The sequence below is a fragment of the Ensifer sp. 1H6 genome (assembly GCF_001976035.1).
Taxonomy (GTDB): domain Bacteria; phylum Pseudomonadota; class Alphaproteobacteria; order Rhizobiales; family Rhizobiaceae; genus Ensifer; species Ensifer canadensis.
The window spans coordinates 115,266-129,317 of the sequence record NZ_MOAI01000021.1; the positions used below are offsets into that span (position 1 = coordinate 115,266).

The following is a 14,052-nucleotide window of genomic DNA, read 5'->3' on the forward strand; positions in this document are numbered from 1 at the left end:
TTACTTCGCAGCCGCGACGGCGGCGACGAGTTCCTTGACCGCCTCATCGGAGGTCAATTCACCGTTGAACTCGCGCGTCACGACGTCGTAGATCGCGTTCTTGACGGCAGCTGGGTTGGCATGGCCATGGGCCATGGAACCGAACAGCGTGCCGTTGGTGTTGGCTTCGGCGAGATCCTTGATGCCCTTCTTGCCGCAAGCGTCGAAGTCCGTATCCGGAACGTCGGTGCGTGCAGGAACCGAACCCTTGACGACGTTGAAGGCCGACTGGAAGGTCGGGCTTTCGATCGCCGAGGCCATCTGCAGCTGTGCCGGGATCTTGTCGTCAGCAACCTTGAACATCGCGAACTGGTCGGAGTTGAAGGTGACGGACCCTTGCGTACCCGGGAAGCGCATGCAGACGAAATCGGTGCCTGGCACCTTCTTCGCCTTCAGGAACTCGCCCTTGGCCCAGTCGCCCATGAACTGCAGGCCGGCCTTGTTCTCGATCACCATTGCCGAAGCGAGGTTCCAGTCGCGGCCGGAGAAGTTGTCGTCGACATAGGAGCGCAGCTTCGTCATGCGGTCGAAGGCTTCCTTCATCTTGTCGCCACCGAGCGCTGCCGGATCGAGATCGATGAAGGCCTGCTTGTAGAAATCATTGCCGAGCGAGAGCACGACGGCGTCGAAGATCGTCGCGTCCTGCCACGGCTGGCCGCCATGGGCGATCGGCGTGATGCCCTGAGCCTTGAAGTTGTCGAGAAGGACGATGAGCTCGTCCCAGTTCGCCGGCTCCTTGCCGCCGGCCTTATCGAGGGCAGCCTTGTTGATCCAGACCCAGTTGGTCGAGTGGACGTTGACCGGAGCGGCGATCCAGTGGCCGTCATACTTCGAGAACTGCTGCAGGGCCGTCGGGATGACCTTGTCCCAGCCTTCCTTGGAAGCGGTATCGTCAAGGTTGCCGAGTGCGCCTTCCTTGGCCCAGTCGAGAATATCGAAACCGAGCATCTGCACTGCGGTCGGAGCGTTGCCCGAGGTGACGCGGGCGCGAAGCACGGTCATGGCTTCCGTGCCGCCGCCGCCGGCGACCGGCATATCGGTCCAGGAAATACCCTTGCTTTCGAGGTCCTTCTTCAGAACGTCGAGCGCAGCAGCCTCACCGCCGGAAGTCCACCAGTGCAGCACTTCCACGTTTTCTGCTGCGCGCGCGGCGGTGGCCGCCATCATCAGCGCCACAACAGCCGTCGTCGTCATCAACTTGCGCATCGTTATCCTCCCGTTTGCAAGTTATCGAAGCGGAACCTCCTCCCGCCTCGGATATCGCACCGCCTAAGGCAGCGGCTGGCCAATTTAAAACGTTATAAATTCAGCAAGTCAAGCATTCCGCACGCGTGCACTTCCTCACCTCACGAAGCAATTGAATTTGCTGAATTATATACAACAGTTTGCGTTTCGCAGTGCAGCAATTCATGCCGCGTCGCGAGATTTAAAACGTTTTCATGATTCGATTGCCTAAGCGTTCGTGCCACGTTACAAAAGCCGCTCTTGACCGCCTTGAGGATGACTAGCATTGGCCGATTCCCCCAAGCCCGCCCGTTCCGAAGACATTGGTTCGCCCGCCAGACGGGGCAAGCCGACCCTTCGCACGATCGCCGAGATCACCGGGCTTGCGGTCACCACCGTTTCGCGCGCCCTCGCCGAAGCGCCGCAAATCTCCGCCGACACCCGCAAGCGGGTTCGCGAGGTGGCGATCGAAATCGGCTATTCGCCCGATCGCGCCGCCCAGCGCCTGAAGACCGGCCGCACCAACGTCATCGCCGTCCTGCTCGACCCACACGAGGAAATCCTCGGCTATGGCACCTCGATCATGAGCGGCATCGCCAAGGCGCTGCAGGGCACGTCCTATCACCTGATCGTCATGCCGAACTTCCTCAACACGACCAATGTCGAGGCGGTGAACTACATCACCCGCAACAGCATGGCTGATGGTCTGATCTTCTCGCGCACCGAACCGCTCGATCCGCGCGTCATGTTGCTTTCGGAGATCGGCTTTCCGTTCGTCACCCACGGACGCACCGAGCTTTCGACCCCGCACGCCTATGTCGACTACGACAACTTCACCTTCTCCTACCAGGCCACCCGCCGGCTAATCGCCAAGGGGCGCCGCAAGCCGGCACTGATCAGCGGCCCAACCGACTTCACCTTCGGCGGCCACCTGCAGCACGGCTTCATGACCGCCGTGCGCGAGGCGGGCTGCGCCTACGAAATTCTCTCCGGTATCGATCTCGACAGCCCGGCCGGCGACATCCGCGACCGTGTTCGCCAGCGTTACGCCGAGCCCGACCCGCCTGATAGTTTCATGTGCGGTGGCGAAGTCTGTGCTCTCGCCACCATTACCGGCATGAGCGATTGCGGCCTGACGCTCGGCAACGAATACGACATTGTCGCCAAGCAGACGTCGCACCTCCTGGGCGCGATCCAGCCCCAGGTGGAAACGATCTATGAGGATCTGACGGCTACGGGCGAGGACATGGGCCGCGTGCTGCTCCAGCGCATCGGCGGCGAAACCGACGTCAACAAACTGCAGCTTCTGCTCTCTCCGCAGATCCCCGCCAACTGGTCGGCATCGAACTGAACCGCGCGACAACGACAGGCCGGCGGCGTGCCATGACGCCCCTGCCCGTTTCGTTGCTGCGATCCCTGCCGACATCATCCGTCTCCCCTTGTCCCCTAGAGCGTTTCCGGTTTAAACGGAGTCACGGCGACGCTCTATCTCTTTGTTTTTACGTATTTCCTGACGGAAAACCGCTTCGCACTTTTCCTGGAAATGCTCTAAGTTAGCGCGGCATCCACCAGCCGGTGCGGGCGCCGATATGCATGTTGAGCGTTTTGGTTTCGGTATAATCCTCGACCGCATGCCGACCGAGTTCGCGGCCGAGGCCGGACTGGCGATAACCGCCGAACGGCAGCTCGGAAGCCCCATCCATGAAGGTGTTCATCCAGACCGTGCCGGCGCGCACGCGGCGGCCGATCGTCAGGCAGGTGTCGAAATCGCGGCTCCAGACACCGGCCGACAGACCGTAGTCGATGGAGTTGGCGATGCGGATTGCCTCGTCGGTGGTCTCGAAGGTCAGCACCGACAGCACCGGCCCGAAAACCTCCTCGCGGGCAACAGCCATGTCGGGTCGCACCTGTGAAAGAATGGTTGGCGCCATGAACTGTCCCATGCCGAGATCGAGTGCAGCGCCGCCATGAGCGACAGCGGCACCATCCTTCGATGCGGCAGAAACATAGCCGGCAATCTTTTCCAGATGCTGCGGCGTGATGATCGCGCCGACCTGGGTTTCCGGATCGAGCGGATCGCCGACCTTGACCTTGGCCGCGAGTGCGGCGATGCGCGCCGTCACCTCCTCGGCAATGTCGCGGTGAAGGATCAGCCGCGAGCCGGCATTGCAGCATTCGCCGGCGTTGAAGTAGGCGCCGAACACGGCCGCATCGATGAACTCGTCGAGGTTGGCGTCGGGGAAGACAATCTGCGGGTTCTTGCCGCCGAGTTCGAGCGATACCTTCTTCAACGTCTGCGCCGCATTGGCCATCGTCAGACGGCCGACGCCGGTGGAGCCGGTGAAGGAGATCATGTCGACATCCGCGTGCGTCGTCATCGGCGCGCCGACCTCGGGACCCGTGCCGGTGAGAATGTTGACGACACCGGCCGGTACGCCGGCCGCTTCGAGAATTTCGCCAAGCACGAGCGTCGAGGCTGAGGTCAGTTCGGAAGGCTTGACCACTGTCGTGCAGCCGGCGGCAAGCGCAAAAGGCAGCTTCTGGCTGACGATCAGGAACGGGAAGTTCCACGGCGTGATGATCGAAACGACGCCGATCGCTTCGCGCAGAACCACACCGAGCGTGCCGTCTCCCAGCGTATTGTAGCTTTCGCCGTGAAGATCACGGGCAAGAGCAGCAGCATAACGCCAGATATCGGCAGCGCCACCCAGTTCGCCCTTGGCCTGGCTGATCGGCTTTCCCGATTCGATGGCGTCGAGGAAAGCAAGCTCGTCGGCGCGCGCGGCAATCATGTCGGCCGCCTTGAGCAGGATCAGAGACCGCTCGGACGCCGTCATGCGCGGCCAGGGGCCATCGTCGAAGGCGCGACGGGCAGCAGAGATCGCCCGCTCGGCATCGCCGCTCGCTGCTGCCTGATAGCGGCTGACGACGACGCCGTGGCCGGGGGCGACGCGCTCGATCGTGCGTCCGTCGGCGCTGTCGACCCATTTGCCGTCGATCAGCATCTGGAACGTGCGCACCTTGTGATCGCTAAGTGCCTTGGGCCTCACCAGAACCGTCATTACCATTCTCCCTTGAACTGGGCTTCGCGCTTTTCGGAAAAGGCAGCGACCCCTTCCCTGAGGTCGCCTGTCTTGGCGACGAGGATGGACCCCAGCGCTTCGACCGCGGCACCATTGTCCTCGCCGTTCGCCGAGGCGATCATCAGTTTTGAAATCTCGAGCGCGGCCGGGCCGCGCTTTGCCACGCGGGCTGCGTAGTCGCGCGCCGCCTGCATCACTGTTCCGGTCTCGACGACCCCATCGACAAGGCCTTCGGCCTTCGCCGTCTCTGCCGTAAACATCTCACCGCCGAGTACCATGCGCCGCACGATCTGCGCGCCGAAACGGACGACGAGACGTTGCGTGCCCGACCAGCCGGGAACCATGCCGAGGCTCGTTTCCGGCAGGCCGATCTTGATCTGGCTTTCGGCGATCCGGATGTCAGCCGCCGCGGCTAGTTCCAGGCCGCCGCCGAGGGCATGGCCGTTGAGCGCTGCGATGACGGGCATTCTCAACGTCGCCAGCCGCTCGAAGACGCGATGGCCAAAGCGCACCCAATCATGACCGAAGGCTGCGGCATCCATGCCGCCCCAGGCCTTGATGTCGCCACCGGCGGAGAAGGCCTTGCCCTCACCCGTCAGGATCAGCACGCGCACGTCGCGCATCACTTCCACCGTATCGCAGGCGGCAGCGAGCGCCTTCAGCATGTCGATGTCGAAGGCATTGAGCTTGTCCGGACGCGCGACAGTCATCGTCGCGATCGGGCCGTCGACTGCGATCTGGATGCGCTCCTCAGACACGGGCGCCTCCCGCAAGCGTACGGGCAGCCTTGACCGGCAGTTTCAGGCCGATCGGCGCCTCGTGGAAAAGTGCCGCATCCATGGTCTTCAATCGATCGGATACAAGGAGCGGAAATTCGGACTGGTCGAGAATATGTGCCTGCAGGTCGACACCCGGCGCGATCTCGGTCAGCATCACGCCTTCGGGCGTCAGCTTCATCACGCAGCGCTCGGTGACATAGGTGATGTCCTGCCCCTGCTCGACGCCGCGGCGGCCCGAGAAGGTGACGTGTTCGACCTCGTTGACGAGCTTCTTCAGCTTGCCTTCCTTCTCGATCACCAGCTTGCCATCGGCGACGGCAAGCTTCGCGCCGGCGTTGAACATGCCGGAAAAGACGATCTTCTTGGCTCGAGCAGTAATGTCGACGAAGCCGCCGGCGCGGCCGTCACATGCGGCCGGAAGGAGAGCTTCGAGACATTAACCGAACCGTTGCGGTCGATTTCGAGGAAGGAGAGCAGCGAGGCATCGAAGCCCGCGCCCTGGAAATAGGTGAACTGGTAGGGCGAAGGCATGAAGGCGTCAGCGTTCGACGCGCAGCCGAAGGCGAAATCCAGGAGCGGTACGCCGCCGACAGCCCCCTGTTCGATCACCCAGGTGACGGCGCCATGCAGGCCCTCCTCGAGCAGGATGCGCGGCACGTTGGCCGAAATGCCGAAGCCGAGGTTGACGGCGCTGCCCGTTTGCAACTCCTGCGCCACCCGGCGGGCAATCACCTTCTGGATGTTGAATTCCGGCACGCGGAAACTGTCGAGCGGACGGAAGATCTCGCCGGAGATGGCCGGATCGTAGAGCGTCTGCGTCGTCTGCTTCTGGTCGGGATCGACGACGACATAGTCGACGAGCACGCCCGGCACACGCACGTCGTGCGGCTTCAACGAGCCTTCCTTGGTGATGCGCTTGACCTGGGCAATGACGATGCCGCCATTGTTGCGGGCGGCCAGCGCCTGATCGAGACCACCGAGATAGGCACCCTCGTGCTCATAGGTAAGATTGCCGCGCTCGTCCGCAGTCGTCGCGCGAATAATCGCCACCTGCGGTGCGATCGCCTTGAAATAGAGCCAGTCCTCGCCCTCAAAGGCGACCTTTTTGACCACCGGCTCGACTGACGCCGAGGCATTCATGGCGCAGCCTTCGCGCGACGGATCGACGAAGGTGTCGAGCCCGACCTTGGTCATAACGCCAGGGCGCTTGGCGGCGGCCTCGCGGTGCATGTCGAAGAGAACGCCGGAGGGGATATTGTAGGCTGCAACCTCGTCGGCGCCGATCATCTGCCAGATCAGGGGCGGTTCGGCACTCGACGGACCCGAGGGATAGGAGCCGCCGATGATCCTCTTCAAAAGTCCCTTCTTGGCGATGTAATCGACACCCTTGATGCCGCTCATGTCGCCGGCGGCGATCGGGTGCAGCGTCGTCAGGTCGCGAGGATGGCCGGTTGCGTCAAAACGCTCGCCGATCGCCTTTAGCATCAGATCGGGGCAGCCAAGACCACTCGACGACGAGACCGAAACGACGGCACCATCCGGGATCAGCGCGGCGGCCTCAGTGGGTGAAATATGCTTGTTCATCGACATCAACTCAAAGTCCCGTTTCGATCGCAGCCGCCTGACCGGTCGCTGCCGCCTTGACGACCGCAAGGCCGGTTGCCAGCGACCAGACACCGTCCTCGCCGGTTGCCGAGGGCTGGCCATGGCCTTCGATCGCTGAATGAAACGCCGCAAGGGCGGTTTCATAGAGATTGGCCGGATCGAGCGGCAGTTGGCTTTCGCCCTCGGCATTACGCAAGGTGACGGTGCCGACCGGCTTCTGCGTCATGACGTTGCGGCCAATCAGCGACCCCTCCGTGCCGTGGACTTCGAACCCGGTCTCGGCAAACTTGGTGGTGAAAGCATCGTGGAACTGGGCGATGACGCCCGACTGGAAGCGCAGCACCCCCATGACGCCGTCCTCCACCCCCTCCTTGCCCATGCCGGCGCTATGGCTGATGGCAACGGCTTCGGCCGGATCGTCGTTAAGGACGAAGCGCAAGGTGTCGGCATCGTGCACGGTAATGTCGAGAATGACGCCGCCACCGGCTTCCGGCCGCTCCAGCCGCCAGCCCTGCAGATGCGGCGGCAGATAGACCGCATGGAAGACCCGTGCCGCGATCGCCGGCCGATCCGCCCTTCGGCGATGGCATCCCGCATCGCCCGGTGGGCAGCGGCGTTGCGCAGGTGATGGTTGGTGCCAAGCACCACGCCGGCTTCGCGTGCGGCGACAACCATTTCGCGCGCATCCTCCAGCGTCATCGCCAAGGGCTTTTCACATAGCACGTGCTTGCCGGCCCGAATTGCCGCCAGCGTCTGCTCGCGGTGCAGCTCGTTGGTGGTCGAGACGTAGACGGCATCAACATCGGGATCACCGACCAGTTCCTCGACCGACGTCACCGACTTGCCGATGCCATTTTCCGTGGCATAGGCAGCACCGCGCTCAGCGCTGGTGCTCATCACCGAAACCACTTCGCCACCGGTGGCGCGAATTGCGCCAATGACCCATTCGCGCGCGATCGTGCTCGCGCCGATCAGACCCCATCTGTTCATGACAATGCCTCCCTCGTTCTGCGCTCGATCGCAGCACCGCAGCTCTGGCGAACGACGAGACGCACCGAACCGATAATCGCTTCGGCCTCCGCCTTGCCCGCATTGATCTGCTTCAGCAGCAATTCCGCCGCCCTCTGCCCCATGCCTTGCGGATCGACGGACACGGTCGTCAGTGCCGGCACCGCCGTCTTCGCCTCGATCACATCGTCGAAGCCGATCACAGCAAAGTCGGCGCCCGGCTCCAGCCGCCGCGCCCGCAGGCCGTCGCAGACACCGAATGCGACCGCGTCGTTGAAGCAGAGCGCGGCCGTTGGCCGGTCGGAAAGCATCATCGCCTGCTCGATGGCCGTGACACCGCCGGCGCGCGATGGCGCCGAGCCGATGACAAGCGCCTCGGCCGCATCAAGTCCCGCCTCGAGCAAAGCTTCGCGGTAGCCGCGCATGCGCGCCTCGAATACGGCGGTGTCGTGGAAACCACCGAGGAACGCGATGCGCCGATGACCCCGCTCGATCAGGTGGCGCACCGCCGCCATGGCGCCGGCATGATTGTCAGACGTCAGCGATGAAACGCCCGCGTCGGCGATATCGCGAACGACGAGCACGACGGGGATGCCGCTATCGACCAGAGGCGCCAGATCGGCAGCCTCGGTGCCGCGCGCCGGGGAGATGATCAGCCCGGAGACCCCATGCTCGCGCATGGACGCCACGACCTCGCGTTGCCGCTCGATCTTTTCATTCGTGTTGGCGAGAAACTGGACGAAGCCGGCTGACTGCACCACGGTATCGACGCCAACCGCCAGTTCGGCAAAGAAGCTGTTGGTCAGGTCGTTGACGACGATGCCGATGATCTTCGACTTCGATTGGCGCAGGTTGGCAGCGCTGCGATTGTAGACGTAACCAAGCTCGCGAATGGTCGCGTTGACCTTGGCGCGCGTCACCTCGTTGACCAGCGAGCTGCCCTGAAGGACGAGCGACACGGTCGACTTCGACACGCCGGCTGCGTGTGCGATATCCACCACCGTTACCCGTTCCTTGACCAAAGCACCCTCCCAAACCCGCCTTATTTTTCACATTCATAATTGGAACGTTCCAAATTCGTCAAGAGGTGGAGGATCACTTTTTTGGTTTCCGTACTATTCTATGGCCATCTCAGTCCCAGCGATACAGGTAATAGATCCACGGCATCACCGTTGTAATTGTTTATAAATATCCTTGTTTACAATGGCTTATGCCATATTTTTCTTTTCATTCCGGAGCCTTGGCACCTCGATTGGCATCGGATGCCAGATTTCCCACTTGAAATTTGGAACGATCTAAATTATTCGAATGCAACGATCCGAGGAGGAGAAGAAAGCCGATGACAAGCCTGACGCTGCCACGCCATGACGGTTCACTTGAGCGATACAGTCTGGCGGGCATCCCGATCGAGCGGCCAAGCGCCGCCCCAACCTTCAATCGCATTGCCTATGCCGCCGCTCATGTTGTGTCGGATCCGTTTCGCGATGCCGATCCCTGGGGCAATGCCGCCATCGACTGGGAGCGGACGATGGCCTTCCGCCATCATCTCTGGGGCCTGGGCTTCAAGATCGCCGAGGCGATGGACACCGCCCAGCGCGGCATGGGCCTCGCCTGGCCGGGCGCGCAGGAACTGATCCGCCGCTCCCTCACCGAGGCGCGAAGCGTGCCGGGCGCTGACCTTGCCTGCGGTGCGGGCACCGATCACCTGGCGCCCACTGAGGCACGCTCGCTCGACGACGTGATTGCCGCCTACGAGGAACAAATCGGATTCGTCGAGGGTGAGGGCGGCCGCGCCATCATGATGGCAAGCCGCGCGCTTGCCCGCGTCGCCCGCTCGCCCGACGATTATCGCCACGTCTACGGTCACATTCTGCGCCAGACAAAAAACAAGGTCGTGCTGCATTGGCTCGGCGACATGTTCGATCCGCAGCTCAAGGGTTACTGGGGCTCTGACGATTTCAATGAGGCACTCGACGCGGTGCTGTCGATCATCCAGGCCAACCGCGACAAGGTTGAAGGCATCAAGATCTCCCTGCTCGACAACGCCAAAGAAGTCGCCTTGCGCAACCGACTGCCGGAGGGCGTACTTTGCTTCACCGGCGATGACTTCAACTATGCGGAGCTCATCGAGGGCGACGGCGCGAAATACAGTCACGCACTTCTCGGCATTTTCGATGCGGTGGCACCTTCCGCCTCCAAGGCGCTTGCGGCATTGGCCAAGGGCGATGTGGCCACTTTCCGTGGCGTCATCGAGCCGACCGTGCCGCTGTCGCGCAAGATCTTCGAGACGCCGACACAGTACTACAAGGCCGGCGTCGTTTTCCTCGCCTGGCTGAACGGCCACCAGGGCCATTTCACCATGCCGGCAGGCATGCAGTCGGCGCGTGGCCTGCTGCACTACTCCGACATCTTCCGGCTTGCCGACAAGGCCAACGTGCTTGATCGACCCGAGTTGGCGGCAAAGCGGATGCAGAGCTTTGTTACGACCCTCGGCGTCGAACAGGCCGGCTGACAACGAAAAACGGCGCCCGCAACGGGCGCCGTCGATGACCGGGGCAGCGACCCCGGCGGATGGCCTCAGAACGTTGTCGTCAGGCTCATCCAGAAACGGCGGCCCTCCATCACCGTGTTGAAATCCGTCTGCTCGACCTTCTTGTCCAGGAGATTGTAGACGGCGGCACTGAGGGTCAGGCCTTCGCCGAGCAGTCTCGGCAACGCCTCCGACTTCGAGGCGGCGCGCAACACGGCGCGCGCACTGTGGTCGGGCCGATCGCGCCAGATGGCGCGGTAGGACCGACAATCATGCCTCAGGCCGCCAGGCCCTTCTTGGCCAACATGGCATCGGGGCTCGGCAGCTTGCCGCGGAACCCCTTGTAGGCGTCTTCCGGATCGATGGAGCCGCCGACCGAATAGACGTTGTCCCTGAGCTTGCGCGCCATGACGGGATCGAAAGGATTGCCCGTCTCTTCGAAGGCGGCAAACGCATCCGCATCGAGCACTTCCGACCACATGTAGGAATAGTACCCCGCAGAGTAGCCGTCCCCGGAGAAGACATGCAGGAAATGCGGGCTGCGATGCCGCATGACGATCGACTTCGGCATGCCGATCTTTTCCAGTGTCGCCGTTTCGAGCGCCATCGGCTCACCCTGCGTTTCCGCCGTGTGATAGGCCATGTCGACCAAGGCGGACGAGGTGAACTCGACCGTGGCGAAGCCGGAGTTGAAGGTGCGTGCGGCCAGCACCTTGTCGAGCAGCGCCTCGGGCATCGGCTCGCCGGTCTGGTAGTGCACCGCATAGCGCTTGAGGATATCCGGCACCGTCAGCCAGTGTTCGTAGAGCTGCGAAGGCAGTTCGACGAAATCTCGCGACACGCCCGTACCGGATACGGAGGGGTAGGTGACGTTGGATAGCATGCCATGCAACGCATGCCCGAACTCGTGGAAGAGGGTGCGCGCGTCGTCGAGCGACAGGAGCGCCGGCTTGCCTTCAGCGGGTTTGGCAAAGTTGCAGACGTTGTAGATGATCGGCAGTTCGCCGACGGTGCCGTTCTTGAGCGTCAGCTTGTGCTGAGACTGGAACGAACTCATCCAGGCGCCGGAGCGCTTCGACGAACGCGCGAAGTAATCGCCGAGGAACAGCGCCACAAGCTTGCCGGCGGCGTCGCGGATCTCGAAGACGCGCACATCCGGATGATAGCCGGCCATGCCCTTCTTTTCCGTCGCGGTGATGCCGAACAGGCGCTGGGCGACATCGAAGCAGGCGTAGATGATCTTTTCGAGCTGCAGATAGGGCTTCAGCTCGCCTTCCGAGAAATTGAACTTTTCGGCACGCAGCTTTTCCGCATAGTGGCGCCAGTCCCACGGCATGACGTCGTGATTGCGGCCTTCGGCTGCGATCAGCTTGGCAAGATCGGCCTCTTCCTCGCGGGCACGGGAGACCGCCTTTTCCCAGACCTGCATCAACAGGCCGTTCACGGCTGCCGGTGTCTTGGCCATGGTGTTGTCGAGCTTCAGCGCCGCGTAATTGGCATAGCCGAGCAGCCTGGCCTTCTCGGCCCGCAGAGCCAGCGTTTCGGCGATGAGGCCGCGATTGTCGGTCTCGCCGCCATTCTCACCGCGGGCGATCCAGGCCCGGAAGGCCTGCTCCCTCAGCTCGCGATTGTCGGAGAAGGTCAGAAACGGCTCGATGATCGAACGCGACAGCGTCACCGCATATTTGCTCTTTTCGCCGCGGTCGCTGGCGGCAGCCGCCATGGCGTCGCGCAGGAAGTCCGGCACCCCGGCCAGATCCTCGTCGCTCTCAAGGAAGAGGGCCCAGTTCTTTTCGTCGGCAAGCACGTTCTGACCGAACTTGGCGCCGAGGCCGGCAAGCGTCTCGTTGATCGCCGCCAGCCGCTCCTGCTCATCCTTCGCCAGCTTCGCGCCGGATTTGACGAAACCCTTCCAGTGCCGCTCCAGGACCCGCGTCGCCTCAAGGTCGAGACCGAGGGTTTCGCGGTTTTCCCACAGCGTGTCGATCCGCTTGAACAGCGCTGCATTCGTGCCGATCCTGGAATAGTGCCGGGACATTTTCGGCGCGATGTCGCGTTCCAGCGCCTGGATGGTTTCGTTGGTGTCGGCGCCGGCCTTGTTCCAGAAGAGCGAGGAGATGCGCGACAGCTCATCGCCGGCAATCTCAAGCGCGATCACGGTGTTGTCGAAGGTCGGCGCATCAGTGCTTCCGGCGATTTCGTCGATCTCCGCTTCATGCACCTTGAAGGCCGCCTCGAAGGCGGGCGCGAAATCCGTGTCCTTCACCAGGTCGAAGCGGGGCAAGCCCTCATGTCCGGTCCAGGTCGTCAGGGCAGGATTGAGCGGGGTGCTGGCGGTCATGAAGGATCCTTTCGCATGCGGATGCCGGCTAATGGCCGGGGAGGGGAGCGCCCACGCAGCTGGAGACAACGTCGGGCGGAAGAGCTTGAGGTGGTTGCTGGCGGCCCCAGCGTCAAGACTTGGGCTTGGGTTTCAGGGCTTGCGCAGACCGAGAAGGCCGGGGGCGGCGTGCCACACGGCCTGGACGGCAAAGCCGATGAACAGCAGCCCTGAGAGCCGAACGATCGCCAGCTCATGGTGGCGATAGAAACGCCGAACGACCGACGCGCCGATGATTACGATCAGGATCAGGTCGGCAACGAGAAAGCCGATAAGCGAGACGCCGAGCAGCATCGGCAGGGCGTCGAATTCAAGCGCGTTGGCGGAGCCGGCGAGCAGGGCGGTGAAGGTCGCGAGCGCCACCGGATACCCCTTCGGGTTTGTCAGGCCGAAGATAAGCCCGCGCCGGAGCGGTCGCTCCACCGTGATCAGCGCCCTGTTTTCGCCCGTCGGCCGGGCGCGCAGCGCGGTCCAGCCGATCCAGCCGAGATAGAGGCCACAGAAGAGGCCGAGAATGTCGAAGATCGTCGTGCCGACCGAACGCGCGCCGACGATCGCAACCAGCGCCAAGCCCGACCAGAGGATATCGCCGGCGAGATGGCCGCCCATGAACAGGGCGCCTGCCTTGCGGCCCTGGCCGGCACCGATGCCGAGCAAGGCCAGAAAAGCCGGCCCGGGAATGAGCGTATAGGAAAGGGCGGCGAGAAAGGCACCGATCAGCAGCGTCTCGGACATGGCGGGTCCCCGGTTGTGTCAGCGGCCATTCGATCCCCAGCCAACGATTCCGTCAAGCGGAAAGGCTGCTCCGAGAGAATGTCGAAACGGGAACTGCAAAAACGCTCCAGGATTTCCAGGCGCACGGTCGCTTCGCGAAAATCGGTAGGCGCGAACGGCAAGACAGACCTCCACCGAAGAGTGGCGGCATGCAGTGACACGAAGAACTGTGTTCTAGCGACGGGAACCGCTGGCTCGACGGTTGCCGAAGACAAGGGCATTGACGCTGGCGCCGAGAAGCGTCGTGATCTCGTGAGTGAAATTGCGCATGATCTCGATCCTTTTCCGTGTGTGTGCGGGCGTTGCGGCTTCGGGCCGCGGATGTGAGAATTCCACCCTTTCGGCGTGCACGCTGTTTCTCCGGTAACCGGCGCGGGGCCGGGATGTTGGCGCACAATTCTTTCGTCGCGATCATTTCCCTCGATACGAAGTTGCGCTAAGACGCGCGCGAGTTTTCCCCGCGAGAAGGACTTTCCATGACAGTGCGCAATCTCTTCCTTCTGCCCGGCGACGGCATCGGCCCGGAAGCCATGGCGGAAGTCCGCAAAATCATCGCCTACATGAATGCCGAGCTTGGCGCCGGCTTCGTGACGGACGAAGGCCTCGTCGGCGGTTCTGCCTATGACGCCC

The 14,052-nt window shown here is 62.8% G+C and carries 10 protein-coding genes and 2 pseudogenes; 3 read left to right on the plus strand and 9 right to left on the minus strand.

All coding sequences use genetic code 11. From position 1 onward, the window contains the following. Positions 1-1,245, minus strand: coding sequence for an ABC transporter substrate-binding protein (locus tag BKP54_RS23090; RefSeq protein ID WP_025425259.1), 1,245 nt, complete (start codon positions 1,243-1,245; stop codon positions 1-3). Between the two features lie 304 nt (positions 1,246-1,549). Between BKP54_RS23090 and BKP54_RS23095 the strand changes: the two genes are divergently transcribed. After that, a complete protein-coding gene (locus tag BKP54_RS23095; protein ID WP_025425260.1) occupies positions 1,550-2,614 on the plus strand; it encodes a LacI family transcriptional regulator in 1,065 nt (354 codons plus the stop codon). 202 nt (positions 2,615-2,816) lie between these two features. Here the strand turns inward: BKP54_RS23095 and BKP54_RS23100 are convergent, their stop codons facing one another. The 5 genes and pseudogenes from BKP54_RS23100 to BKP54_RS23120 form a co-directional block, all read right to left on the minus strand. Beyond that, the gene (locus BKP54_RS23100) at positions 2,817-4,325 is read right to left on the minus strand and encodes an aldehyde dehydrogenase family protein (protein WP_025425261.1); all 1,509 of its coding nucleotides are present in this window, start codon (positions 4,323-4,325) and stop codon (positions 2,817-2,819) included. Beyond that, positions 4,325-5,104, minus strand: a complete 780-nt coding sequence (locus BKP54_RS23105) for an enoyl-CoA hydratase/isomerase family protein (RefSeq protein ID WP_025425262.1) — start codon at positions 5,102-5,104, stop codon at positions 4,325-4,327. The genes BKP54_RS23100 and BKP54_RS23105 overlap by 1 nt, the downstream gene beginning before the upstream one ends. Continuing rightward, positions 5,097-6,709: pseudogene (locus BKP54_RS23110) on the minus strand (acyl CoA:acetate/3-ketoacid CoA transferase). The gene BKP54_RS23105 and the pseudogene BKP54_RS23110 overlap by 8 nt, the downstream one beginning before the upstream one ends. A gap of 10 nt (positions 6,710-6,719) precedes the next feature. Further along, a pseudogene (locus tag BKP54_RS23115) lies at positions 6,720-7,720 on the minus strand (Gfo/Idh/MocA family oxidoreductase). Next, the gene (locus tag BKP54_RS23120) at positions 7,717-8,760 is read right to left on the minus strand and encodes a LacI family DNA-binding transcriptional regulator (protein WP_025425265.1); all 1,044 of its coding nucleotides are present in this window, start codon (positions 8,758-8,760) and stop codon (positions 7,717-7,719) included. The pseudogene BKP54_RS23115 and the gene BKP54_RS23120 overlap by 4 nt, the downstream one beginning before the upstream one ends. Before the next feature lie 317 nt (positions 8,761-9,077). Here BKP54_RS23120 and BKP54_RS23125 point away from each other — a divergent pair, with 317 nt between their 5' ends. Then, on the plus strand, positions 9,078-10,250 hold the full coding sequence (locus BKP54_RS23125) for a dihydrodipicolinate synthase family protein (protein WP_025425266.1): 1,173 nt from the start codon (positions 9,078-9,080) through the stop codon (positions 10,248-10,250). Positions 10,251-10,315: 65 nt separating this feature from the next. On the opposite strand, the gene BKP54_RS35900 is transcribed toward BKP54_RS23125, so the two are convergent. The 3 genes from BKP54_RS35900 to BKP54_RS23135 all read right to left on the minus strand — a co-directional run bounded on the left by BKP54_RS35900 (position 10,316) and on the right by BKP54_RS23135 (position 13,383). Further along, a complete protein-coding gene (locus tag BKP54_RS35900) occupies positions 10,316-10,453 on the minus strand; it encodes a hypothetical protein (protein ID WP_156408076.1) in 138 nt (45 codons plus the stop codon). A gap of 92 nt (positions 10,454-10,545) precedes the next feature. Next, positions 10,546-12,609: a M3 family metallopeptidase gene (locus BKP54_RS23130; protein ID WP_025425267.1), complete on the minus strand. Its 2,064-nt coding sequence runs from the start codon at positions 12,607-12,609 to the stop codon at positions 10,546-10,548. Positions 12,610-12,741: 132 nt separating this feature from the next. Next, on the minus strand, positions 12,742-13,383 hold the full coding sequence (locus BKP54_RS23135) for a LysE family translocator (protein ID WP_025425268.1): 642 nt from the start codon (positions 13,381-13,383) through the stop codon (positions 12,742-12,744). A 515-nt stretch (positions 13,384-13,898) separates the two neighbouring features. Here BKP54_RS23135 and BKP54_RS35335 point away from each other — a divergent pair. After that, positions 13,899-14,052: isocitrate/isopropylmalate family dehydrogenase (locus BKP54_RS35335; RefSeq protein WP_244519057.1), on the plus strand; the 154-nt coding region annotated here is incomplete at its 3' end.